This is a genomic window from Pikeienuella sp. (genome assembly GCF_046290545.1).
Lineage (GTDB): Bacteria > Pseudomonadota > Alphaproteobacteria > Rhodobacterales > Rhodobacteraceae > Pikeienuella.
In genome coordinates this window covers 261,799-284,495 of sequence record NZ_JBKAGV010000014.1, presented here as the reverse complement: position 1 = coordinate 284,495, position 22,697 = coordinate 261,799, and the positions used below count along the sequence as shown (strand labels likewise).

Here is a 22,697-nt window from a genome sequence, read left to right as displayed (position 1 = left end):
CGCCTATTCGAGCAGGCCGAGGGCGCGGAAGCTCGCGTCCTCGGCCCTGCCGATCACGATATGGTCATGGATCGTGACGCCCACCGCGCCGCAGGCGGCGTCGATCTTCATCGTCATGGAAATGTCCTGCGGGCTCGGCGACGGATCGCCCGAGGGATGGTTGTGGACGAGGATGATGGCGGAGGCGTTGAGCTCCAGCGCCCGCTTCGCCACCTCGCGCGGATAGACCGGGACATGGTCGACCGTCCCCGACCCCTGCGCCTCGTCAGCGATGAGGACATTCTTGCGGTCAAGATAGAGGATGCGGAACTGCTCCGTCTCCCGATAGGCCATCACGGTCTTGCAATAGCTCATCAGCGCCTCCCACGAGCCGATGACCTCCCGCTTGATGACCTTTGCGCGGGCCATGCGATGGCCGAAGGCCTGCACCAGGCGAAGCTGGAGAATCACCTTGTCCGTCACCCCGTCGACCTCGAGCAGGCGCTGCTCCGGCGCGGCGACGACGCCGTTGAGGTCGCCGAAGAGCGCGATGAGGCGCTTGGCGAGCGGTTTCACGTCCCGCCGTTCGATGGCGTTGAAGAGGAGGAGTTCGAGAAGCTCGTATTCCGGCAGGCTCTCCTGCCCGTTTTCGAGGAAGCGCTTCCTCAGCCGCTCCCGATGCCCCCAGTAGTGCGGCGCGGGGTTGGAGCGCCAGCCGGGCGCGCCGCCGGGGATCGACTCATCGGGCCGGGGTTCCGCCGCTGCGGGCGCCGCCGCGGCCGGCGGCGGGGGCGAATCGTAGCTCTCGATGGGCGCAAAGCTGCTTTCGAGTTCGTCGAGCCGCCTCAGCGCAGCCTCCGAAAACCCACGGTCTTTCGACTCGCCGCCCATCACACAATCCTTTCCGCCCGACCGTCAGAATCGGGCGGAAAGGTTAATCTAGGGTTGACGATTTCAACTAAGACGAGCGTCCGGAGGTGGCGCTCGCCCGGTCAGTTGATCCGGCGGACCAGCCCGCGCTCGACGGCCAGCTCCCGCATCTTGCGCTGCAGCTTCTCGAAGGCGCGGACCTCGATCTGGCGGATGCGCTCCCGGCTCACGCCGTATTCGGAGGAAAGGTCCTCCAGCGTCACCGGGTTGTCCTTCAGCCGCCGCTCGGTGAGGATGTGCCGCTCGCGCTCGTTGAGCGCGGCCATCGCCTCGATCAGGAGTTCGCGCCGGCCCTCCATCTCGTCCTGCTCGGCGTATTCGGCGGCATGGTCGCCCTCGTCGGTCAGCCAGTCCTGCCACTCGGCCGCGCCTTCGCCCTCGGAGCCGCCGAGCGGGGCGTTGAGCGAGGCGTCGCCGCCGCCGGACATGCGGCGGTTCATGGAGACGACCTCCTCCTCCGTCACATTGAGCTGCGTCGCGATCTTCTCGACATGCTCCGGGCGAAGGTCCCCCTCCTCCAGCGCGCCGATCTTGTTCTTCGCCTTGCGGAGATTGAAGAAGAGCTTCTTCTGCCCCGCCGTCGTGCCCATCTTCACGAGCGACCACGAGCGCAGGATGTATTCCTGGATCGAGGCGCGGATCCACCACATCGCATAGGTGGCGAGGCGGAAGCCCTTCTCCGGGTCGAAGCGCTTCACGGCCTGCATCAGCCCGACATTGGCCTCGGAGACGACTTCCGCCGTCGGCAGGCCGTAGCCGCGATAGCCCATGGCGATCTTCGCCGCGAGGCGGAGATGGGAGGTGACGAGGCGGTGCGCGGACTCCTTGTCCTCATGGTCCACCCAGGCCTTCGCCAGCATGTATTCCTCTTCCGGCTCCAGCATCGGGAATTTCCGGATCTCGGTCAGGTACCGGCTGAGGCCGGCCTCCGGGCTCGGGGCGGGCAGGTTGGCGTAAGTCGACATCTTCCCTCCTCTCGGCGGTCGAAACCGCGAAGTCTGGACTTGGGGGGCGGCCCCCCCCGTTTCAAGCTGAACTGTTTTCCCTCACGGTTCGTTCATTTCTACGAAACAGGCGCGAAAATCCGGCGGCGGCTCCGAAGTGAAATCGAGGCTTTCGCCCGTGACAGGGTGGCGGAAGCCGAGCCGCGCGGCGTGGAGCATCTGCCGGCCCGGCCTTGCGCCTCCGCCGCCGGCGTTCCCGTAGACCGGATCGCCGAGCAGCGGATGGCCGAGATGGGTGAGGTGGACGCGGATCTGATGCGTCCGCCCGGTCTCCAGCCGGCAGCGCAGGAGCGCGGCGCGGGCGAAGGCCTGCTCGACGCGAAAGCGGGTGACGGCGCGGCGCCCCTCGCCCCTCGTCACCGCCATCTTCTTCCGGTCCGCCCGGTGGCGGCCGATCAGGCTCTCGAACCGGAACCAGGGCGGATCGAGCGTCAGGCCGGGCTGGCCCATGAGGCGCGGGTCCGCCCGGTCGGGCGCGCCGCGGCAGAGCGCGAGATACTCCCGGTCGAGGTCATGGGCGGCGAAGAGGCGGGCGAGGCCCTGATGCGCGACATCCGACTTCGCGGCGACGAGGAGGCCCGACGTGTCCTTGTCGATCCGGTGGACGATGCCGGGGCGCCGCACGCCGCCGACGCCCGAAAGGCTCTCCCCGCAATGATGGAGAAGGGCGTTGACGAGCGTGCCCCGCTCAGCCCCCGGCGCGGGATGGACGACCATGCCGGCGGGCTTGTCCACCACGATCAGGTCCGCATCCTCGTGAACGACGACGAGCGGGATCGCCTCCGGCTCCGGCTCGGCCGCCTCGGGTTCGGGCGGCAGCAGGAGATAGTCCGCCCCCGGCGTGACTTTCGCGCGGGGGTCGCTGACCGTCTCGCCGCCGAGCGAGAGCGCGCCGGCCCGGATCAGCGCGGCGAGGCGGGAGCGGCTGAGCCCTTCGGGCAGAACCTCCGCCAGCGCCCGGTCGAGCCGGAGGCCGGCCGAATCCGGCGGGGCCCGGAGGAGCAGGGGCTCCGGCGCGTCTTCCTGATGATCCATGACGCAAGGCCCCCCTATCGCGGCCAGCAGAACCGCGCCTTCCGCTAAAGGCCCTTGGCTATATCAGCGGGAACCTCGCCGCGCTCGATGCGCTCCCAGTACTCCGCAGGAATGAACTTGCCGATGGCCCGCAACTCATCCGCCATCAGGCGGCGGCGCCGGTCAATTGGGATCGACTTCATCTTGTCGGAAAGAAAGTTGTCCTGTCCGGTCCAGATGGCGTAAGCGTCCATCAGGCCGTCAGCCTTCCGGCCAAAGACCTTCTTGTCCGCAAAGTCGCCTTTCGCCGGATCGACCCAGATGCCCTGGATCGTCTCCTGGGGAACGCCGAGCCTCGTTCTGAGCACGCCCGGGCTCTCGATCCTGCCGGCGGTGCGCTTCGTCACATGGGCCGGATTGTCGGTATAGGTGATGAGCGAGCCGGGAATGGCCGCCTCGGACAGCGTGCGCAGGTCGCTTCCGCGAACGCCGAACTGATCGCTCGCATAGTGCCGGTCCACATTGAAGCTGCGCCCGCGGTTCTCCTTTCGGCCCGCCTCGGCCTCCAGCCCCGCATTCTTCGATATCTCCCTGAACGCCGCGTTCGAGATGAGGAACGACCGTATCAGCGGCTTGTAGCTTGCATCCTGAACCTTGTACTTCTCGTACCACTTGATCGCGCGAAGCGGCTGGCCGGCGTTGACCCAGAGAATGGGGTTGGCCTGCGTCCCCGTGTAGATCTTCACCCGCCCGGCGACCTGCTGAATGTCCTTGTAGTCGCTCGTCCCGTCCTTGTTGACCTTGGCTTCCGAGGCGACAGTGACGTAGATGCGCACTGCGGGCCCGCCTCCCCCCTTCGATCCCCCGGCGAATTCCTGCTCGACGAAACCGCGGTAGATCGCCCGGTTGTGCTTCGGGTCGTCGCCCTTGCGGCCCTTGATCCGGGACGGCGCGACATATCCGAAACGGGCATGGCCGAGCACGGGCTGCGAGCCCTTCGGGGCGCCCTTGACGCCGAAATTGACCATCGACGGCTTGGTCTTGAGCGTCTTGTCATGACCGAGCGCGTCGAAGTCCTCCGCGATGATCTGCGCGATCCTCGCCTGCGTGGCCCATGGCCCGACGACGTTGCGGATATAGCGGTCGAGGTCGAGAAATTTTCGCCGTCTCTCCGCTGCTTCGTGCATGCGCCTGTCGCGCCGGTCCATGATGACCTGACGGCTCTTGTACTTGTTGGGCTGGTCTCGGGGCGCATGCCGGAACGGCTGTATCGAATTCGCCGGAGCCGCAGCGGCGGGCGAAGCCTGCATGGCCTGCAATGCGCGGACCGGAGGCTCGGCTTCGACGCGCCGGGCCATGCGCTCGGCCTCAGCTTCCAGTGCGGGATCCTGCACCACGCACAGGCCGGAGGCGGCGGCGCGCACCCTGCCCTGTCTCTGCTGCACCACATGGGCCAGTTCATGCCCGATGAGCCGCCGCCCCTCCGCCGTCTCGGGGCGGTAGCTGCCCGGAGTGAAATAGAGGTCCGCTCCCGCGGCGAAGGCGACGGCTCCGATCGACCCGGCCTGCGGGCCGACGTGAACCCTCACGGCGGAGAAATCGGCTCCGAAAACGCCTTCCATCCGCGCGCGCAACGCCGCCGGCAGAGGCGCGCCCGGACCGACCTTGCGCAAGACCGCCGGGTCGACCGCGAACGCTCCGTCACTCGCCTGTCCGGCCCGAGCGTGTTGCGGGCGGGAGACAAAGCGACCCTGTATGGCAATCGCCACGATGCATCTCCACTATGGCGCAACCCGCCGATATTCTAGCACGCAGGCGCAACCTGCGCGAGTGCGTCCTCCGCCTCCCTTGACTTGGCGCGTCCGGCATCCGAGGCCTTGAGCCCTGCGACGGAGGAGGCGAAGCCGCTCATGCCCTCACCGCTTTCGCCTCCCGGTGCGGAGGGCCCTGAACTGGCGGAGCCGCCGGGCTTCCGGCGGCTTCGCCTCATGGTCACGGTGCTGACCGCGACGCTCACCATCGGCATGATGGTCATCGCGGCGACGCTTGTCATCCGCATCCTGATGGAAGAGGGGCCGCGCCCGCTTTCCGCGCCGGTCGCCGCCGAGGTGGCGGCGCCGGAGGGCGAGGCGATCATCGCCGTCGGCGCGGGCCCCGGCGCGCTCTCGCTCCTCACGCGGGACGAGGCGGGCGTGGAGCGGCTCCGGACCTATCACCCGGAGACGGGCGCGGAGATCGGCGTGACGCTGATCCGGCGGTCGCCGGGCGGGTGAGGCCGCCCGGCGCAGTCAGGTTCAGAAGATGAAGTCCGAAGCGTCCAGATCGTCGAGGTCGAAGCGCTGGAGGCGGATCGTGTCGCCGCCGCCAAGATCGATCTCGACATGGGAGCGGACCTGCTCGGCGGAGATGTCGTCGAACCCGGCGAGCCCGAAGGCGGAGATGTCCATCACGTCCACGCCGTCCTGGAAGCCGCCGACCCGTTCCGCCGCGCCGTCCACGGTGAAGATCAGCGTGTCGGCCCCGGCGCCGCCCTTGTAGCGGTCCGCGCCCTCGCCGCCGTCGAGCGTATCGTCGCCCGAGCCGCCGGCGAGGCGGTCATCCCCCGCATCGCCGTTGAGGACGTCGTTCCCCGACCCGCCCTTCGCGCGGTCGTTTCCTTCGCCGCCGCTCACGGTGTCGTCGCCGGAATTGCCGACCGCCCGGTCATCGCCGTCGCCGCCGAAGATCCCGTCATTTCCGCTCTCGCCCTTGAGCCGGTCGTTCCCGCTTTCGCCGAAGAGGTCGTCGTCGCCTTCGCCGCCGCGCGCGCGGTCATTCCCCTCGCCGCCGAAGAGCGTATCGGCGCCCGCGCCGCCGCGAAGATCGTCCCGGTCGTCGCCGCCGAAGAGCGCGTCGTCGCCGTCCTCGCCGCGCAGACGGTCCCGCCCGGCGCCGCCGTCGAGCGTGTCGTCGTCATCGGAGCCGTCCAGACGGTCCCGGCGGTCCGAGCCGCTGCGATCATGTCCCGGCTTCCCGCCGCCGTCACGGTCGTCGTCACGGTCGTTTCCGCCGCGGTCATCCTCCTTGCTGTCGTCGTCGTCGCGGTCGTCATCGTCGTCGCTGTCGTCGTCATCGTCGCGGTCGTCGTCATCGTCTTCACGGTCATCGTCGTCACGGTCGTCATCGTCGTGATCGTCGTCATCCCGGTCGTCGTCGTCATCCCGGTCGTCCACGCCGCCGTCGAAGGAGAGGCCCGCCTGCGCCGCGGCGGCCTCAAGCCTCGCAAAATCCTCCGCCGTCGCTTCGCGGTCGACGATGGTGCGTCCGGCCTCGTCCTTCCGCTTGTAGCGGTCTCCGTCGATCTCCTCCTCGGCACCGCCGCGATACTCGACCTCGATCTCGTCGCGCTCGACCTCGACCTCCCGCACAGGCGCGGAGATCGGGCCGAGCGACGCTTCGAACTCCGCCGCCGTGGCGAGGAAGCGCGCGCGGTCCTCCTCCGTGGCGTCGCGGGTCTCCACGATGAGGCCCGCCGCGTCGACAAGCGTATAGACGCCCTTGCGGATCGTCTCCCGGCTCCCGTCTTCGGAGACGAGCGCGAGCGAGTCGCCGAAGACGTCAACCCTGATGATGGCCATCGATTCCGTCCTTTCACATCACAGGCGCAGAGCGCCGTACGCAGGGGAAACGCGCGGCTCCCGCAGTTATTCCCGCGGCTGTCGATATTTTTGTCCTGTTAACAATTCCCTTAAGGCGCCCAGCGGACCTCCGCCGCGCGCGCCGCGCGAAGGACGGCGGAGACGGGCGCCGCGAGCGGGTCCTCCGTCTCCGTCGCCAGCGCCAGCGCCTCGCGCTTCGCCTCGCCGCGAATGAGGAGGACGAGCCGGCCCGCCCCGGCGAGGGGCGGCAGCGTGAGCGTCAACCGCGGCTCGGGCGCGCCCGGCGCGCGGATCGCCATGACCGGGGGCGCATCGGCGGCGAGCGCGGCGGGAAGCGCCCCGGCGCCGGGGAAGAGGGAGGCGCAATGCATGTCCTCCCCCATCCCGATCACCGCGAGATCGAGCGGGAGGAGCGGGGCGAGCTCGGCGGAGAGACGCGGCGCCGCCGCCTCCGGCCCCTCACCCGCGCGCCAGAAGGGGAGGATGCGGGCGCCCGGCATCGCGCGGCGGATCATCCCCTCGTTCGAGCGGTCGTCCTCCGGGGGGACCCAGCGCTCGTCCCCCGGCAAGATCGTGACGCGCGCCCAGTCGAGCGGCGCCGCCGCGAGGGCGGCGAGGAAGGCGGCGGGCGTGGAGCCGCCGGGAGCGGCGAAGAGCGCGCGGCCCCGCGCGACGATGGCGGCGCGGAGCGTCTCCGCCGCCTCCCGCGCCAGCGCCGCGGCGAGCGCCGCGCCGCTCTCATGCGCGTGGAACGGGATCATGCGATCTCGCGCCAGCGCCGGCCGTCCCGATGCAGGAGGATGTGGCTCTCCATCGGCCCCTCCCCGCCCGGCTGATAGGGGCAGGGCGCGGCGCGGCCCTTCTCGAAGGCGGCGATGACCGGGTCGATCCAGGCCCAGGCGGCCTCCACCTCGTCCCCCCGCATGAAGAGCGTCTGGTCGCCGCGAATCACGTCCATCAGCAGCCGCTCATAGGCGTCCGGCATCCGGAAGCCGGCGCCCACCGTCGCGCCGAAGGACATGTCGAGCGGGGCGGAGACGATGCGCATGCCGCCCGGCCCCGGCTCCTTGATGTTGAGCCGGAGCTCGATCCCCTCGTTCGGCTGGAGCGTGATGACGAGGACATTGCCGCGAAGCGCCCCCGCCGCATCCCCGAAGATCGAATGCGGCGCGTCGCGGAAGCGGATGGCGATCTCCGTGTGCCGCGCCTTCAGCCGCTTGCCGGAGCGGATGTAGAAGGGGGTGCCGGCCCAGCGCCAGTTGTCCACCCCGATCTTGATGGCGATGAAGCATTCGGTGGCGCTTTCCGGGTCCCCCGCCTCCTCGCGGTAGGAGGGGCCCTCCGGCCCGGCGGAATACTGGCCGCGGACGATTTCCGTATCCACCGCCGCGCCGTCGATCGGGCGGAGCGCCTTAAGCACCTTCAGCTTCTCGTCCCGCACCGCGTCCGGGTCGAAATGCGAGGGGGGCTCCATCGCCGTGAGGCAGAGGAGCTGCAGGAGATGGTTCTGCACCATGTCGCGGATCGCGCCGTTCTTGTCATAGTACCCGCCGCGGGCGCCGACGCCGACCGTCTCCGCCGCCGTGATCTGCACATGGTCGATGTGATGGGCGTTCCAGAGCGGCTCGAAGAGCGCGTTGGCGAAGCGGAGCGCCATCAGGTTCTGCACCGTCTCCTTCCCGAGATAATGGTCGATGCGGTAGATCTGATGCTCGTCGAAGGTCGCGGCCAGCTGGTCGTTCAGCGCGCGGGCGCTGGCGAGGTCGCGCCCGAGAGGCTTCTCCACCACCACGCGGGTGAGCGGGGTGACGAGCCGGGCCTTGCCGAGGCGGGAGCAGATCGAGCCGAAGATCTGCGGCGCGACCGAGAGGTAGAAGGCGCGGGGCCGCCCCTCCCGCCCCTTCAGCTTGCGGCCGAGCGCGGGCCAGCCCCCCTCCCCCTCCGCGTCGATCTGCTGATAGTCCAGCATTTCGAGGAAGGCCGCGACCTTCTCCTCCGGCCGGTGTTCCGGCGCGATGAATTCCTCCAGCGCCTCGCGCGCGAAGCGGCGGAAGCCCGCCCGGTCCAGCGCGGCGCGGGCGGCGCCGATGATGAGCGCGCCCGCCGGCGCCTGCCCCGCAGCGAAGCGGTGGAAGAGGCCGGGCAGCAGCTTGCGGCGGGAAAGGTCCCCCGTCCCTCCGAAGACGACGAGGTCAAATTCCTCGACCGGGACGACGATCGCCGCCATGCTGCGCTCCCTCGCTTCGCGGCCGATGCTGCGGCCGCGAGAGAAGGCTAATGCGGGCGGGCGGGCGGCGCCAGCATCCTTCAGCGGCGGAGGATCATGTCCTTCGCGGCGATCAGCGCGCCGAAGGTGATGAGAAGGCAGGCGAGCGCGAGCGTCCACGTCGCCGTCGCCCGCCCCGCCCCGACGAGGACGAGCGTGGAGAGGAGCGGCGCGGCGTAGGCGGCGGCGCCGAGCGTCTGGATGTCCCCCTGCTTCACCCCCCGGTCCCAGAGGTAGAAGGCGAGGCCGACCGGCCCCGCGCCGAGCCCGATGACGGCGAGCCACTCCCCGGCGCCGGCGGGCCAGACCGTCTCCTCCAACGCGAGATGCGCGAGGAGGGAGAGCGCGGCGGTGACGAGGCAGAACCCCGCCACCGCATCCGTCGGCGCCGTCGCGAAGCGGCGGGAGAGGACGGAATAGCCGGACCAGACGAAGGCCGCCGCGAAGGCGAGCCCGTAGCCCGCGGCGTATTCCGCCCGGAACGCCACCGCGCCGCCCCCGGTCACGATCAGCGCGGCGCCCGCGAAGCCGAGAAGCGCGCCGAGGAGATGATGCGCCCGGAGCCGCCCGCCCGGCCCGAGCGCGGCGAAGAGGACGATGAGGAGCGGCCAGAGATAGGCGATGAGGCTCGCCTCGACGGGCGGCGCCGCGCGGAGCGCCGAGAAATAGAGGAAATGATAGCCGAAGAGCCCCCCGACGCCGACCGCCCAGACGGCGAGCGGCTGCCGCAGCGCCCGCGCCGCGCCGGGGCGGAAGAGCCAGCTCACCGCCCCGATGGCGCCGCCGATGGCGAAGCAGAGGGCGTTGAGGAGGAGCGGCGGCACGGCGCCGGAAGCGGCCGTCATCAGCGCGAGCGTCGCCCAGAGGAGGACGGCGCCGAAGCCGACGAGGGTGGCCGCGCCGCGGCTCATCCGAGGCTCCGCGAAACCATCCGTGCCGCCATGATCGCCCCCTGCCGCACCACACCACGGCGCCTAGCAGAGCGCGCGCGGCGGCGGAAGGGCTCAGTCGTCCCGTTCGCGACGGATGACCGCAAAGTCGCCCGGGGAGAGCCGCAACTCCCAGACGCCGCCGTCCCCATGGCGCGCCTCGTCGACGTTCCAGTTTCCCTCGCGATCGACCTCGATCTCCTCCCACGAGACATAGCCCTGCTCGGTGAGCGCGGAGACGATCGCGGCCCAGTCGGCGGCGGGCGCGCCGCGCCCGGCATGGGCGGGGGCCGCGAAGACGGCGAAGAGAGCGGCGACGAGAACGGGTTTCATGCGATTGGCCTTCCTGTCATTCCCCGGCTTGCGGCGCAGCATCGCCGCTTCCGCTAGATAGGCGCCGCCGCCTCCGATGGAACCGGCGGGCGCGCAGGCTGAACAGGGCCGACGAACGAAAAGGGGCGGCGCAGCCATCGCCGCGCCGCCCCCTGACAGACCGCCGAGGTCAGTTCTTCGCCTTGTCCACCAGCTTGCCGGCGGCGATCCAGGGCATCATGGCGCGGAGCTTCTCGCCCACTTCCTCGATCTGGTGCGCGTCGTTGTTCCGGCGCGTCGCCTTGAACATCGGCAGGCCGGCCTTGTATTCGCGCATCCACTCGGAGACGAAGCGGCCGTCCTGAATGTCCTTCAGAACCTGCTTCATCCGCGCCTTCGTCTCCTCCCGCGGCAGGATCTGCGGGCCGGAATGGTATTCGCCGAATTCCGCGGTGTTGGAGATCGAGTAGTTCATGTTGGCGATGCCGCCCTCATAGATGAGGTCGACGATCAGCTTCACCTCGTGGAGGCATTCGAAATAGGCCATTTCCGGCGCATAGCCGGCCTCGACCAGCGTCTCGAAACCCATGCGGATCAGCTCGACGAGGCCGCCGCAGAGCACGGCCTGCTCGCCGAAGAGGTCGGTCTCGCACTCTTCCTTGAAATCCGTCTCGATGATGCCGGAGCGGCCGCCGCCGATGGCGGAGCAGTAGGAGAGCCCGATCTCCAGCGCCTTGCCGGAGGGGTTCTGGTCCACCGCCACGAGGCAGGGGACGCCGCCGCCCTTCACGAATTCGCCGCGCACCGTGTGGCCCGGGCCCTTCGGCGCCATCATGATGACGTCCACGTCCGGGCGCGCCTCGATCAGCTTGAAGTGGATGTTGAGGCCATGCGCGAAGGCGATCGCGGCGCCGGGCTTCATGTTGTCGTGGATGTACTTCGAATAGGTCTCGGCCTGGAGCTCGTCCGGCATCGTCATCATGATGACGTCGGCCCAGGCGGCCGCCTCGGCGATGCCCATGACCTTCAGGCCCTCGGCCTCGGCCTTCGCGGCGGAGGGCGAGCCCGGGCGGAGCGCGGCGGCGACGTTCTTCACGCCGGAATCGCGCATGTTCAGCGCATGGGCGTGGCCCTGGGAGCCGTAGCCGACGACGGCGACGTTCCGGTCCTTGATGAGGTTGATGTCGCAGTCACGATCATAATAGACGCGCATGTCCGTCCCTTTTCTGCCGTTTCGCGCGTCTTCGCCGCGCCTTGATGGATCGCGCCCGTGACTAGTTGAGAGGATCGCGCCTGTCCAGCGGCGCCGGGATGTGCGGAAGCGGGCCAAATTCGGCCCGGAAGCCGCAGCAGAACGGCGCCTGCGCGATCACGGCTTGATCGACTCGCGCAAAAGGCGAGCCTCCCTGAAATCGGCTTCCGCATGACAGAATCGCGCTGTTTACCCTTTCCCGTTCCGATTCAGTCTATAAGCGGGTGCGGAGCCACGATCTCTCCGCCAGCATAGGTTGCCCCTTGTTTCGCTCCCTTCTCCTCGCCGCGTTCCTCGCGCCCTCGCTCGCCGCCCCCGCGGCCGCAGAGGACGAGTGCAGGTTCTATACCTACCGCGCCGTGGTGACCGAGGTGCTGGACGGTGACACGGTGCGCGCCAATGTCGATCTCGGCTTTCGCATCTGGGTGAATGACGAGACGTTCCGCCTCTACGGGATCAACGCGCCCGAGACGCGGCTCGGCGGAGCCAACCGGACGACCGAAGCGGAGAAGGCGCGCGGCCTCGCCGCGAAGGCCGCGCTCGCCGAACTGGTGGAAGGGCGACGGATCACGATCTGCACGATCCGGGACCGGCAGGAGAAATACGGCCGCTACCTCGCGCGGCTCTTCCTCGACGATCTCGACGTGAACGAATGGCTCGTCCGCGAAGGCCACGCCGAGCGCTACATGGACGAGCGCGCCTCGCTCAATTGATCACGATCTTCGACGGGAAGAGCCGCCGCAGCGCCACGTAGAAGACGGGCGTGAGCAGGAGGCCGAAGAACGTCACCCCCAGCATGCCGGAGAAGACCGTGGTGCCGAGCGCCTGCCGCAACTCGGCGCCCGGCCCCGTGGCGATGGCCAGCGGCACAACGCCGAGAATGAAGGCGAAGGAGGTCATCAGGATCGGCCGGAGCCGGAGCCGCGCCGCCTCCACCGCCGCCTCGGCGGGGCTCATCCCGCGCTCCCCTTCCGCCTGCCGGGCGAACTCGACGATGAGAATCGCGTTCTTCGCCGAGAGGCCGACAAGGACGATGAGGCCGACCTGCGTCAGCACATTGTTGTCCATTCCCCGGAAGGAGACGCCGATCAGCGCCCCGAGCATGGCGAGCGGCACGATGAGAACGATGGCGAGGGGCAGCACCCAGCTTTCATAGAGCGCCGCGAGGAAGAGGAAGGCGAAGACGATGGAGAGCGCGAAGACATAGAGCGCCGTGTCGCCCTGCTGACGCTCCTGGAGCGCCAGCTCCGTCCATTCGTAGTCGATTCCCGGCGGCGCCAGCGTCTCCGCCAGCCGCTCCATCTCCAGGAGCGCGTCGCCAGAGGCGACTCCGGGCGCCGGCGAGCCCTGGACGGGGACCGAGACCTGGAGGTTGTAGCGCTGCACGAGCTGCGGCCCCGCCGTCTCCCTGAACTTCACGAGCGTGCCGAGCGGGACGAGCGCGCCCGTCGCCGACCGGACCTTCAGCGCCGCGATGTCCGCCTGTTCGAGGCGGAATCTCTGGTCGGCTTGCGCCCGGACCTGGAAGAGCCGCCCGAAAGCGTTGAAGTCGTTCACATAGGCGGAGCCGAGATTGATCGAGAGCGTCTCGAAGATCGCGCCGATGGGCACGTTCAGCATCTGCGCCCGCACCCGGTCGATCTCAAGGAAGATCTGCGGGGAGGAGGCGGAGAAGGTGGTGAAGACGCGGCTCACCTTGTCCGATTGCGCGGCGGCGCCCATGATCGCATAGGCCGTTCCCAGCACTCGGCGCATGTCCGCGCTCTCGTTCTCGCGGAGCTGGAGCTTGAAGCCGCCGCCCGAGCCGACGCCGCGCACGGTGGGCGGCGCGACGGCGATGATGAAGGCCTCCCTGAGCACCTGCATCCGCCCGAAGAGCTGCCCGACGATGGCGCCGGCGGGGAGCCCCGCCGCGCCGCGCTCCTCGAAACTGTCGAAGGTGGTGAAGATCACGCCCTGGTTCGGCGCGTTGGTGAAGGTGGCGCCGGAGAAGCCGGCGAAGGCGACGGCGGCGGAGACGCCGGGCGTCCCGAGCGCGATCTCCGTCGCCTGCTTCATCACCGCGTCCGTCCGGTCGAGCGCGGCGCCCTCGGGCAGCTGAACGACGACGATGGCGTAGCCCTGGTCGCTGTCGGGGATGAAGCCCGTGGGCACGCGCTGCGCCATGAAGGCCGTCGCGCCGAGGAGGCCGGCGAAGACGACGAACATCAGGAGAAGCGCGGCGGCCGAGCCGGTCATCCGCCGCACGAGCCCGCCATAGCCGCGGGCCATCGCGTCGAACCCGCGGTTGAAACCGCCGGCGAGCGCCGCGCCGAGCCGCGCGAGCGGGTTCCCCGGCCCGTGCGCCCCGTGCGGCTTCAGCAGGATCGCGGCGAGCGCGGGCGAGAGCGAAAGGGAATTGACGGCGGAGATGACGGTGGCGACCGAGATCGTCACCGCGAACTGCGTGTAGAACTGCCCCGTGATGCCGGGCACGAAGATCGTCGGCGCGAAGACGGCGATGAGGACAAGGCTGATGCCGATGACGGCGCCCGAAACCTCGTCCATCGTCCTGTGCGCGGCCTCGCGCGGGGAGAGCCCCTCCGCGATGTTCCGCTCCACGTTCTCGACGACCACGATGGCGTCGTCCACCACGATGCCGATGGCGAGGATCAGGCCGAAGAGCGTGAGAAGGTTGATCGTGTAGCCGAAGGCCAGCATGAAGGCGAAGGTCCCGATCAGGGAGACCGGAATCGCGACCAGCGGGATGATCGCCGCGCGCCAGCCCTGCAGGAAGACGAGGATGACGACCACGACGAGGATGACCGCCTCGAAGATCGTGGTGTAGACGGCGTCGACCGAGGCGGAGATGAACTCCGTGGGGTTGTAGACGACGCGGTAGTCGAGCCCCGGAGGAAAGTCCTGTTTCACCTCCTCCATCGTCGCGAGGATCGCGTCCGCCGTGGCGAGGGCGTTGGAGCCCGGCCGCTGGAAGATGCCGAGCGCCACCGCCTCCTTGTTGTCGAGATAGGAATTGTTGACGTAGCTCCGCGCGCCGATCTCGACCCGCGCCACGTCGCTCACGCGCACGATGCGGCCGTCATCCGAGGCGCGGACGATCACCCGGCCGAATTCCGCCGGCTGCTGAAGACGCCCCTCGGTCGTGATCGCCACCTCGAAGGCGGAGCCGAGGGAGTTCGGCGGCCCGCCGAGCGAGCCGCCCGAAACCTGCACGTTCTGCTCACGGAGCGCCGCCACCACGTCCCCCGCCGTGAGGCCGAGGGAGGCTAGGCGGTCCGGCTCGAGCCAGACGCGGGCGGAGAATTCCCGCTCGCCGAAAAGGAGGACCTCGCCCACCCCGTCGAGCCGCACCAGCCGGTCCCGGATGCGCGCGCGGGCGTAGTTTGAGACATAGAGCTGGTCGAAGGTCGCGTCCGGCGAAAGGACATGGACGACCATCATCAGGTCGGGCGAGGATTTCGACGTGGTGACGCCGAGCGCCCGCACCTCCGCCGGGAGCCGCGCCTCCGCCACCGAGACGCGGTTCTGGACGAGCACCTGCGCGGCGTCGAGATCGGTGCCGAGCTCGAAGGTCACGGTGATGCTCATCGAGCCGTCGGAGGTCGAATAGGAGGAGAGGTAGAGCATGTTCTCCACCCCGTTGATCTCCTGTTCGAGCGGGGTGGCGACCGTCGCCGCCACCGTCTCCGCGTCGGCGCCCGGATAGGCGGCGCGGACGACGATGGAGGGCGGCGCGATCTCCGGATATTGCGCGACGGGAAGCTGAAGGTAGGAGACGATCCCGACGATCACGAGGATGATGGAGAGGACGGCCGCGAAGACCGGCCGGTCTACGAAGAAGCGGCCCATCTCAGTTCTCCGCCGCGGGCGGAAGCTCCACGAGCTCGGGCGTCACGGTCGCGCCGGGCCGGGCGCGGGCGATCCCTTCGATCACGATGGTCTCCGACCCGTCGAGCCCCGCGCGGATGACGCGGTAGCCGTCGATCCGCGGCCCCGGCCGCACCTCGCGCGGGGTCACCTTTCCCTCCCCGTCCACAATCATCACCAGCCGGCGGTTCTGGTCCGCCACCAGCGCGGAATCGGGGATGAGGACGCCTTCATAGGGCAGCGAGCCGGTGACGTTCACACGGCCGAAAAGGCCGGGCGTGAGGAGGCCGTCCGGGTTCGGCACGACGAGGCGGAGCCGCAGCGTGCCGGATTCGGCGCTGATCCGGTTCTCGCCGAAATCGACCTGGCCGGAAAAAGTCCCCATCGTCTCATCGAGAAGGGTCACATACGCTTCCAGCCCGCCGCCCTGGTTGAGGGGGACGCCGCGAGCCCGCGCATCACGCGAATAGGCGAGGAAATAGCGCTCGTCGATGTCGAAGGAGAAGTATATCGGATCGGTGGCGACGATGCTCGTCAGCACGGTCTCGTTCGCCGTCACAAGGTTGCCCGGATCGATGCGCCGCCGGTCGATCCGGCCGGACATCGGGGCGCTGATTTCCGAATATTCGAGGTCGATGCGGGCGGACTGCACCGCCGCCCGCGCCTGTTCGAGCGCGCCGGCCGCGGCGAGGAAGGCTTCGCGCCGCTGGTCCACGGTAGCCTGGGCGATATTTCCTGTCGTGATGAGCGCCTCCGCCCGGTCGAGCTGCTCCCGCGCGAAGGCGTGGCTCGCCTCGGCCACCCCGACCTGCGCTTCCGCCTGTTCGAGCAACAGGCGGAACTGCCGCTGATCGATGGCGAAGAGCGGTTCGCCCTTCTCCACCAGCTGACCGTCGGTGAACATCACCGATTCGAGATAGCCGGTGACGCGGGAGCGAACGGTCACGTCCTCCACCGCCTCGAAACGCCCGGTGAATTCGTCATCCTCGACGATGGTCTTGACGACGGGCTTCGCGACGGTGACGGGCGGCGGACCTTGCTGGGCGAAGGTCGGCGACACGACGAGAGAGAGAAGAAACGCGAGGGCGGCGACACGCATGGGGCGACTCGGTGTTGCGGCGCCGAAACACGGACGCACTCGCAGGATAGAGGAGAAAACACTTCTGGCAACCGCGGGCTTGAGGCTTCGCGAACCGCAGGCGAGAACGGGCGCATGGCTCCCCTGCCCCTCCTCATCGCCGGGCCGACCGGCGCGGGCAAATCCGCCCGCGCGCTGGAAGCGGCGGCGAAGGGCGGCGTGATCGTCAACGCCGATGCGAGCCAGACCTATTCCGGCTGGCGCATCCTCACCGCCCGGCCGCCGGCGGAGGAGGAGGCGCGGGCGCCGCACCGGCTCTACGGCCATGTGGACCCATCCGTCCGCCATTCGGTCGGCGACTGGCTGCGCGAGGCGGTTTCGGTTCTGGCGGAGGCGCGGGCGGCGGGGCTGCGCCCGATCTTCGTCGGCGGAACCGGGCTCTGTTTCGAGGCGCTGACACGGGGGCTTGCGGCGATCCCGGAGCCGCCGCAGGAGGTTCGCGACGCGGTCGAGGCCGAGCTGGCGGCGGAGGGGCTGACCGCGCTCGCCGCCCGGCTGGCGAGGCACGACCCGGAGACCGCGGCGGGGACGGACCTTCGCAACCCCCGCCGCGTCGCCCGCGCGCTCGAAGTGCTGCGCGCGACCGGGCGCGGCCTCGCCACATGGCGGCGGGAGACGGGGCCGCCGCTCGTCTCCGAGGCGGAGCGGGTCGTCATTCTCCCCGAAAGGGCCGCGCTCTACGCGCGCCTCGACGCCCGGTTCGACGGGATGCTGGAGGCCGGCGCGCTCGATGAGGCGCGGGCGATGCTGGCGCGGGGGCTCGACCCGTCGCTCCCCGCGATGAAGGCCGTCGGCGCGCCGGAACTCTTCGCGCATCTCCGCGGCGAGATCGGGCTCGAAGAGGCCGCGGACCGGGCGAAGCAGGCGACGCGGAACTATGCCAAGCGGCAGATGACCTGGATCCGGAACCGGATGGCGGACTGGAAGCGGGCTTAAAGGTCCTTCACGGCGCAGCCGGTCGCGCCCCGGATCATCGCGCCGACGATGCGGCGATGGCAGCCGGCGGCGCAGGCCTCGTAGCAGAGCAAGGCCGCGCGTTTCTCGCCTGCGATGGCGATGGCCTCGGCGAGCCCGTCCTGCGCCTCCGGCGTCTCCATATGGGCGGCGAAGATCGCCTCCATCTCCGCCACGCGCCCGGCTCGCGCCGCCTCCCGCCCCGGCTTCGGCGTGCCGAGGGCGCGGATATGGGCGTAGCCGATCCCCTCCGCCTCCAGCGAGGCGCGCAACATGGTCTTGGAGAATCCCGCGCGGCGCGAGGCGGCGACAGCGCGGACGTCGATGACGATTTCGACCCCGGCCTCGCGGAGGCGGCCGATCACGTCGGGCAGGGCCGCAGACTCGTATCCGATCGTGTGGAGGATCGCGCTCATCAGCGTGAAGGATGGCCGAAGGGCGGGCCGGGTTCAACCGGCCCGACCTCCGGCCGCGCCTCACTCGATCACGACATAGGCGCGGACCTCGATGCTCTCCCGCGCCGGGGCGCCGGCTTCGTCAGGCAGCGCAAAGGCCGTGTGCGGGGTGAAGCGGGCGCGGGTCTCGTCGCTGTCCCAGCCCTTGATGAGAAGCACCTCGTCCCGCGTCATCTCCGGCGCATGCCACCAGCGCTGATCCGGATGGAATGCGAGGTGGTAAATCTCGCCCACACGATCCGGGAACATCTGGTCCGTCGCCACAAGATCCTCCGGGCGGATCGACCCCGCCTCGGCGAGCGCGAGCGGCGCGCGGCGGACGGGGCCGGCGATGGGCCGCCAGACATTGACCTGAACGATGCGGGCGCCGCGGGCGACGAGCGCCTCGAATTCGTCGGCGCCGAGCGCGTCCCTCGCCCGCTGCGGGCCCGAGGCGGCGGTGTAGTCGACATGGATGCGCTTCGCCGCGCCGCGCCGCCCGTCCCGGTTCGCCGCGCCGCCGCCGCCGTCTGAGCGGCGGGTGGCGTCGAAGACGACGACGCGGGAGGCGCCGTATTCGGCCTTCAGCAGCGCCTCGATCTCGGCGTGGTAGGCGGTCTCCACCGCCGCATCGTCCCAGAGGTCGGCGACGGCGGTGGGCGCGATGCGCAAGGCGAAGCCTTCGAGATCGAGGGTGAACTCATCCGCATGGAGGCGGAGATCGCCGATCGGCGTCTCGACGGACTCGGTCGCGAAGAAGCTCTTCGCCTCGCCGCCGGTCAGCGCCTGGGAGTGGAAGACGGGCTTCGTCTCCTGCGGGACGATGTAGGCGAGCGGGGCGACGAGGGCGGGCGCCGCGCTCGCGAAATCCGTGGCGGGAAGGGGTCTCATGGGGCTCTCCTTTCGGCGGGCGCTCTCGCCCGGCCCTGTCGAGATGGGCGGCCGTCAGCGCGCCCTCAAACGAGAAGAACTCGCCCTCGCGCAAGCGAAACTGAACCGAATGGGCGAAGGGCGAAGGGCGCGGCGGCCCTCCGCTTTCCGAAAATTGCCGGCCAGACGCCCTCAATGGAGAAAAATGTCGCTCAAGCGAGAAAAACGCATTTTTCTTTCCGCCTTTGCGGTTGACCCTGCGCCCGCATGAGGCTAATCCCGCTTTGCAAAGTGGAGACGGCCATGCGGACGACCCTTCTTGTAATTGCGAGGCGCGCGCCCCGGCGGATGTGATCCATCCGGCGAATGCGCGCATGGGCCCCTTCCGGGGCCTTTTTTATTGGCGAAACGCCCCCGACGACGACCGGGGCGAGGACGGAGAGAGACGATGTCGCGTGAGATGACCGGCGCCCAGATCGTGGTCCAGGCCCTGAGGGATCAGGGCGTGGAAGTCGTGTTCGGCTATCCGGGCGGCGCCGTGCTTCCGATCTATGACGAGATTTTCCAGCAGAACGGCATCCGCCACATCCTCGTCCGCCACGAACAGGGCGCGACGCATATGGCGGAGGGCTACGCCCGCTCGACGGGCAAGCCCGGCGTCGTGCTCGTCACCTCCGGCCCCGGCGCGACGAACGCCGTGACGGGGCTGACCGACGCGCTGATGGATTCGATCCCGATCATATGCCTCACCGGGCAGGTGCCCACCTTCATGATCGGCAACGACGCCTTCCAGGAGGCGGACACGGTCGGCATCACCCGCCCCTGCACCAAGCACAACTGGCTGGTGAAGGACACGGCGAAGCTCGGCGAGACGATCCACGAGGCGTTCCATGTGGCGACGTCCGGCAGGCCGGGCCCCGTCCTCGTCGACATCCCCAAGGACGTGCAGTTCGCCTCCGCGCCCTACAAGGGCCTGAAGCGGCCGACGAACTCCACCTACGCGCCTGCGGTGAAGGGCGACATCCACGCGATCGAGGAGGCGGTGAAGCTGATCGAGAACGCGGAGCGCCCGATCCTCTATTCCGGCGGCGGCGTCATCAATTCCGGCCCGGCGGCGAGCCAGCTTCTGCGCGAGCTGGTCGCGAAGACGGGGTTCCCGATCACCTCCACGCTGATGGGCCTCGGCTGCTATCCGGCCTCGGGGGACAACTGGCTCGGCATGCTGGGGATGCACGGCTCCTACGAGGCCAACCTCGCCATGCACGGCTGCGACGTCATGGTCTGCATCGGCGCCCGGTTCGACGACCGGATCACCGGGCGGATCGACGCGTTCAGCCCGAAGTCGAAGAAGATCCACATCGACATCGACCCCTCCTCCATCAACAAGAACGTGCGGGTGGATGTGCCCATCGTCGGCGATGTCGGCCATGTGCTGGAGGACCTGCTGAAGGTCTGGAAGGCCCGCGGCGCGAAGACGAAGTCGGACGCCTTGAAGAAGTGGTGGGGCGTGATCGGCGGCTGGCGGGGGGTGGATTGCTTCGGCTTCCGCAATTCGCAAACGACGATCAAGCCGCAATACGCGCTCCAGCGGCTCGAGGCGCTGACCAAGGGGCGGGACCGATACATCTGCACCGAGGTCGGGCAGCACCAGATGTGGGCGGCGCAATATCTCGGCTTCGACGCCCCGAACCGCTGGATGACCTCGGGCGGGCTCGGCACGATGGGCTATGGCCTGCCGGCCTCCATCGGCGTGCAGATCGCGCATCCCGACGCCCTCGTCATCAACGTGGCGGGCGAGGCCTCGTGGCTGATGAACATGCAGGAAATGTCCACGGCCATCCAGTTCCGCGCGCCGGTGAAGCAGTTCATCCTGAACAACGAGCGGCTCGGCATGGTCCGGCAGTGGCAGGAGCTTCTGCACGGGGAGCGCTACAGCCATTCCTGGTCCGAGGCGCTGCCGGATTTCGTGAAGCTGGCGGACGCCTTCGGCTGCAAGGGCATCCGCTGCGAAGACCCGGCCGATCTCGACGAGGCGATCGAGGAGATGCTGGCCTATGACGGGCCGGTGATCTTCGACTGCCTGGTGGAGCGGCACGAGAACTGCTTCCCCATGATCCCCTCGGGCAAGGCGCATAACGAGATGCTGCTGGGCGAGGCGGAGACGAAGGGCGCCATAGGGGCCGGCGGGGCCGTCCTTGTCTGAAGGCCGCTCAGCGCAGGCCGAGACGGGGGAGCAGCCCGCGCCGCGGCGGCGCGGGCGGGGCGAAGTCCGGCGCGCACCAGCGCCGGATGAACTCCCCGAACTCCGCCGCGAAGGCTTCGGAAAGAACGGGCGCCATCTCCTGCCGGTGGCGGCGGGGGCGGCCGACATTGAGGTTCGTTCCTGCGGCCAGCGCGGCCTTCGCCGCCGCCTCCGCATCGACCGTCAGGCCGAGCTGCGCCGCGATCCGCGCCGCCTCCCCCGCCGCGCCGAAGGCGAGCGGCTCATAGGCGAGCGGCAGGACATTCGGCGCCGCGACCCATTTCTGGAACTTCTCGATCTGGGCGCGGATCACCGGCGCCGTCTCCTCGATGCCGCCATAGGGGCGGGTGCGGCCGCCCCAGCCGCGGCCCTGCCGCGCGGCGTCCATCATGGAGAGCGCGACGTCGCGCGGGTCCCGCGCCACGGCGTGCGCGGCGATCCAGCCCTCCTCCAGCCCGCGAAGCACGCAATCCCAGAGCCCGGAATGCGTCTTGACCGCGACGATGCGGCCCCGCGCCTCCGCCAGATCGCGGAGCGCCGCCAGCTCCCGCGGGCGGATCACCTCGACGAAGCGCCGGTCGGCGCCGGGGATCAGCGGGCGGAGGTCGACATCCTCCTGCCCCAGCCCCGCCTGCTCCAGCACGGCGGAGACGAGCCGGAAGGCCAGCGTCGAGCCCGACTTCGCCATCCCGTAGGACACATAGATCAGCGGCGTCACGCCCGCTCCTTCCCGGCCTCGCGCCGGAGCCTAGCCTGAAAGGCCAGAGATATGAACGCCCTCTCCATCAAGAAAGGCTCTTCCCGCAAGAGCGCCTACAATCTCCGCCCCACCTTTTCCGACGTGGAGGAGCGGCATACGCTCTCGCTGATCGTCGATAACGAGGCCGGCGTGCTCGCCCGCGTCATCGGCCTCTTCTCGGGCCGCGGCTACAACATCGAGAGCCTGACCGTGGCGGAGACTGACCATCTCGGCCATCTCTCCCGCATCACCATCGTCACGACGGGCACGCCGCAGGTGATCGAGCAGATCAAGGCGCAGCTTTCGCGCATCGTGCCGGTTCACGAGGTCCACGACCTGACGGTGGAGGGCGCGGCGGTGGAGCGCGAGCTTGCGCTCGTCAAGGTCGGCGGCACGGGGGAGAAGCGGGTCGAGGCGATGCGGATGGCGGATGTCTTCCGCGCCAAGGTGGTCGACACGACGCTGGAGAGCTTCGTCTTCGAGCTGACCGGCGACGTGCGGAAGATCGACGCCTTCGTCGACCTGATGCGCCCGCTCGGCCTTCTCGAAGTGGCGCGCACCGGCGTCGCCGCGATGGCGCGCGGGGCCTGACCCCGCGCGCCCTCCGGCTCAGGCGAGGCTGAGCTTCACGTCGAGATTGCCGCGCGTGGCGTTGGAATAGGGGCAGACTTCGTGCGCCGCCTCGATCAGCGCCTGCGCCGCGGCCTTGTCCATTCCCGGCAGATCGACCGCGAGCGCGACGTCGAGCCCGAAGCCGCCTTCGGAGCGCGGGCCGATGCCGACCGTCGCCTTGACCTTCGTATCAGCCGGCACGGCCGTCTTCGTCTGGCTGGCGACGAACTTCATCGCGCCGAGGAAGCAGGCTGCGTAGCCGGAGGCGAAGAGCTGCTCGGGGTTCACCCCCTCGCCGCCCGCGCCGCCGAGCGCCTGCGGCGTCACCAGCTTCGCCTCGAAGGGGCCGTCGAGGGATTTCGTGTGGCCGTCCCGGCCGCCGGTCGCTTCGGAGGAGGTGGAGTAGAGAACCTGGGTGGGCATGGACTGTCCTTTCCGGTTTGGGCTCGCGCGCGGCCTACACGGTTTCGCAAGATTCGGACAGGCCGGCGGCTCGACGGGGCGGCGGCCGGGCGGT

Annotated in this window: 21 protein-coding genes; 5 read left to right on the top strand and 16 right to left on the bottom strand. The window is 69.4% G+C overall.

Features of this window, described 5'->3' with window-relative positions; all coding sequences use genetic code 11:
• Nucleotides 1-3: 3 nt before the first annotated feature.
• The 4 genes from radC to ACE37J_RS13040 form a co-directional block, all read right to left on the bottom strand.
• On the bottom strand, nt 4-870 hold the full coding sequence (gene radC / locus ACE37J_RS13055) for a RadC family protein (RefSeq protein ID WP_409711694.1): 867 nt from the start codon (nt 868-870) through the stop codon (nt 4-6).
• A 101-nt stretch (nt 871-971) separates the two neighbouring features.
• Nucleotides 972-1,874 carry an RNA polymerase sigma factor RpoH gene (gene rpoH, locus ACE37J_RS13050; RefSeq protein WP_409711693.1) on the bottom strand — a complete coding sequence of 301 codons (903 nt, stop codon included), beginning with the start codon at nt 1,872-1,874 and terminating at the stop codon, nt 972-974.
• A gap of 81 nt (nt 1,875-1,955) precedes the next feature.
• The gene (locus ACE37J_RS13045) at nt 1,956-2,948 is read right to left on the bottom strand and encodes an RluA family pseudouridine synthase (protein ID WP_409711692.1); all 993 of its coding nucleotides are present in this window, start codon (nt 2,946-2,948) and stop codon (nt 1,956-1,958) included.
• Nucleotides 2,949-2,992: 44 nt separating this feature from the next.
• On the bottom strand, nt 2,993-4,696 hold the full coding sequence (locus ACE37J_RS13040; RefSeq protein WP_409711691.1) for a DUF4157 domain-containing protein: 1,704 nt from the start codon (nt 4,694-4,696) through the stop codon (nt 2,993-2,995).
• 108 nt (nt 4,697-4,804) lie between these two features.
• Between ACE37J_RS13040 and ACE37J_RS13035 the strand changes: the two genes are divergently transcribed.
• The gene (locus ACE37J_RS13035; protein WP_409711690.1) at nt 4,805-5,200 is read left to right on the top strand and encodes a DUF6476 family protein; all 396 of its coding nucleotides are present in this window, start codon (nt 4,805-4,807) and stop codon (nt 5,198-5,200) included.
• 21 nt (nt 5,201-5,221) lie between these two features.
• Here the strand turns inward: ACE37J_RS13035 and ACE37J_RS13030 are convergent, their stop codons facing one another.
• The 6 genes from ACE37J_RS13030 to ilvC all read right to left on the bottom strand — a co-directional run bounded on the left by ACE37J_RS13030 (nt 5,222) and on the right by ilvC (nt 11,285).
• Nucleotides 5,222-6,544 (bottom strand): calcium-binding protein, encoded by a 1,323-nt coding sequence (locus ACE37J_RS13030; RefSeq protein WP_409711689.1) that lies wholly within the window; start codon nt 6,542-6,544, stop codon nt 5,222-5,224.
• Nucleotides 6,545-6,654: 110 nt separating this feature from the next.
• The gene (gene pgl, locus ACE37J_RS13025) at nt 6,655-7,326 is read right to left on the bottom strand and encodes a 6-phosphogluconolactonase (protein WP_409711688.1); all 672 of its coding nucleotides are present in this window, start codon (nt 7,324-7,326) and stop codon (nt 6,655-6,657) included.
• The gene (zwf, locus tag ACE37J_RS13020; RefSeq protein WP_409711687.1) at nt 7,323-8,792 is read right to left on the bottom strand and encodes a glucose-6-phosphate dehydrogenase; all 1,470 of its coding nucleotides are present in this window, start codon (nt 8,790-8,792) and stop codon (nt 7,323-7,325) included. Before zwf ends, pgl begins: the two co-directional genes overlap by 4 nt.
• Before the next feature lie 80 nt (nt 8,793-8,872).
• Nucleotides 8,873-9,742 (bottom strand): DMT family transporter, encoded by an 870-nt coding sequence (locus ACE37J_RS13015; RefSeq protein WP_409711686.1) that lies wholly within the window; start codon nt 9,740-9,742, stop codon nt 8,873-8,875.
• Nucleotides 9,743-9,835: 93 nt separating this feature from the next.
• Nucleotides 9,836-10,093 (bottom strand): PepSY domain-containing protein, encoded by a 258-nt coding sequence (locus tag ACE37J_RS13010; RefSeq protein ID WP_409711685.1) that lies wholly within the window; start codon nt 10,091-10,093, stop codon nt 9,836-9,838.
• Nucleotides 10,094-10,262: 169 nt separating this feature from the next.
• Nucleotides 10,263-11,285, bottom strand: coding sequence for a ketol-acid reductoisomerase (ilvC, locus tag ACE37J_RS13005; protein ID WP_409711684.1), 1,023 nt, complete (start codon nt 11,283-11,285; stop codon nt 10,263-10,265).
• 302 nt (nt 11,286-11,587) lie between these two features.
• On the opposite strand from ilvC, the gene ACE37J_RS13000 reads away from it, so the two are divergent.
• Nucleotides 11,588-12,037: a thermonuclease family protein gene (locus ACE37J_RS13000; protein WP_409711683.1), complete on the top strand. Its 450-nt coding sequence runs from the start codon at nt 11,588-11,590 to the stop codon at nt 12,035-12,037.
• On the opposite strand, the gene ACE37J_RS12995 is transcribed toward ACE37J_RS13000, so the two are convergent.
• Both ACE37J_RS12995 and ACE37J_RS12990 read right to left on the bottom strand, forming a co-directional pair.
• On the bottom strand, nt 12,030-15,173 hold the full coding sequence (locus tag ACE37J_RS12995; RefSeq protein WP_409711682.1) for an efflux RND transporter permease subunit: 3,144 nt from the start codon (nt 15,171-15,173) through the stop codon (nt 12,030-12,032). The genes ACE37J_RS13000 and ACE37J_RS12995 overlap by 8 nt on opposite strands.
• 1 nt (nt 15,174) lies before the next feature.
• The gene (locus tag ACE37J_RS12990; RefSeq protein WP_409711681.1) at nt 15,175-16,290 is read right to left on the bottom strand and encodes an efflux RND transporter periplasmic adaptor subunit; all 1,116 of its coding nucleotides are present in this window, start codon (nt 16,288-16,290) and stop codon (nt 15,175-15,177) included.
• A 114-nt stretch (nt 16,291-16,404) separates the two neighbouring features.
• Between ACE37J_RS12990 and miaA the strand changes: the two genes are divergently transcribed.
• The gene (gene miaA, locus ACE37J_RS12985; protein ID WP_409711680.1) at nt 16,405-17,265 is read left to right on the top strand and encodes a tRNA (adenosine(37)-N6)-dimethylallyltransferase MiaA; all 861 of its coding nucleotides are present in this window, start codon (nt 16,405-16,407) and stop codon (nt 17,263-17,265) included.
• Here the strand turns inward: miaA and ACE37J_RS12980 are convergent.
• Nucleotides 17,262-17,699, bottom strand: coding sequence for a DUF488 family protein (locus ACE37J_RS12980; protein WP_409711679.1), 438 nt, complete (start codon nt 17,697-17,699; stop codon nt 17,262-17,264). The two genes, miaA and ACE37J_RS12980, sit on opposite strands and share 4 nt — an antisense overlap.
• A gap of 60 nt (nt 17,700-17,759) precedes the next feature.
• A complete protein-coding gene (locus tag ACE37J_RS12975; protein WP_409711678.1) occupies nt 17,760-18,608 on the bottom strand; it encodes a CmcJ/NvfI family oxidoreductase in 849 nt (282 codons plus the stop codon).
• Between the two features lie 427 nt (nt 18,609-19,035).
• On the opposite strand from ACE37J_RS12975, the gene ACE37J_RS12970 reads away from it, so the two are divergent.
• Nucleotides 19,036-20,790: an acetolactate synthase 3 large subunit gene (locus tag ACE37J_RS12970; protein WP_409711677.1), complete on the top strand. Its 1,755-nt coding sequence runs from the start codon at nt 19,036-19,038 to the stop codon at nt 20,788-20,790.
• A 7-nt stretch (nt 20,791-20,797) separates the two neighbouring features.
• Here the strand turns inward: ACE37J_RS12970 and ACE37J_RS12965 are convergent, their stop codons facing one another.
• A complete protein-coding gene (locus ACE37J_RS12965) occupies nt 20,798-21,547 on the bottom strand; it encodes a hypothetical protein (protein WP_409711676.1) in 750 nt (249 codons plus the stop codon).
• Between the two features lie 51 nt (nt 21,548-21,598).
• Between ACE37J_RS12965 and ilvN the strand changes: the two genes are divergently transcribed.
• Nucleotides 21,599-22,159: an acetolactate synthase small subunit gene (gene ilvN, locus ACE37J_RS12960; RefSeq protein WP_409711675.1), complete on the top strand. Its 561-nt coding sequence runs from the start codon at nt 21,599-21,601 to the stop codon at nt 22,157-22,159.
• Between the two features lie 18 nt (nt 22,160-22,177).
• On the opposite strand, the gene ACE37J_RS12955 is transcribed toward ilvN, so the two are convergent.
• Nucleotides 22,178-22,603, bottom strand: a complete 426-nt coding sequence (locus tag ACE37J_RS12955; RefSeq protein WP_409711674.1) for an organic hydroperoxide resistance protein — start codon at nt 22,601-22,603, stop codon at nt 22,178-22,180.
• Between the last annotated feature and the right edge of the window lie 94 nt (nt 22,604-22,697).

Coding starts and splice junctions, on each gene's coding strand:
- miaA (WP_409711680.1), top strand. CDS start 16,405: ATGGCTCCCCTGCCCCTCCTCATCGCCGGGCCGACCGGCGCGGGCAAA.
- rpoH (WP_409711693.1), bottom strand. CDS start 1,874: ATGTCGACTTACGCCAACCTGCCCGCCCCGAGCCCGGAGGCCGGCCTC.
- ACE37J_RS12970 (WP_409711677.1), top strand. CDS start 19,036: ATGTCGCGTGAGATGACCGGCGCCCAGATCGTGGTCCAGGCCCTGAGG.
- ACE37J_RS13030 (WP_409711689.1), bottom strand. CDS start 6,544: ATGGCCATCATCAGGGTTGACGTCTTCGGCGACTCGCTCGCGCTCGTC.
- ilvN (WP_409711675.1), top strand. CDS start 21,599: ATGAACGCCCTCTCCATCAAGAAAGGCTCTTCCCGCAAGAGCGCCTAC.
- ACE37J_RS13010 (WP_409711685.1), bottom strand. CDS start 10,093: ATGAAACCCGTTCTCGTCGCCGCTCTCTTCGCCGTCTTCGCGGCCCCC.
- ACE37J_RS13045 (WP_409711692.1), bottom strand. CDS start 2,948: ATGGATCATCAGGAAGACGCGCCGGAGCCCCTGCTCCTCCGGGCCCCG.
- zwf (WP_409711687.1), bottom strand. CDS start 8,792: ATGGCGGCGATCGTCGTCCCGGTCGAGGAATTTGACCTCGTCGTCTTC.
- radC (WP_409711694.1), bottom strand. CDS start 870: ATGGGCGGCGAGTCGAAAGACCGTGGGTTTTCGGAGGCTGCGCTGAGG.
- ACE37J_RS12955 (WP_409711674.1), bottom strand. CDS start 22,603: ATGCCCACCCAGGTTCTCTACTCCACCTCCTCCGAAGCGACCGGCGGC.
- ACE37J_RS12995 (WP_409711682.1), bottom strand. CDS start 15,173: ATGGGCCGCTTCTTCGTAGACCGGCCGGTCTTCGCGGCCGTCCTCTCC.
- ACE37J_RS12975 (WP_409711678.1), bottom strand. CDS start 18,608: ATGAGACCCCTTCCCGCCACGGATTTCGCGAGCGCGGCGCCCGCCCTC.
- ACE37J_RS12980 (WP_409711679.1), bottom strand. CDS start 17,699: ATGAGCGCGATCCTCCACACGATCGGATACGAGTCTGCGGCCCTGCCC.
- ilvC (WP_409711684.1), bottom strand. CDS start 11,285: ATGCGCGTCTATTATGATCGTGACTGCGACATCAACCTCATCAAGGAC.
- ACE37J_RS13015 (WP_409711686.1), bottom strand. CDS start 9,742: ATGAGCCGCGGCGCGGCCACCCTCGTCGGCTTCGGCGCCGTCCTCCTC.
- pgl (WP_409711688.1), bottom strand. CDS start 7,326: ATGATCCCGTTCCACGCGCATGAGAGCGGCGCGGCGCTCGCCGCGGCG.
- ACE37J_RS12990 (WP_409711681.1), bottom strand. CDS start 16,290: ATGCGTGTCGCCGCCCTCGCGTTTCTTCTCTCTCTCGTCGTGTCGCCG.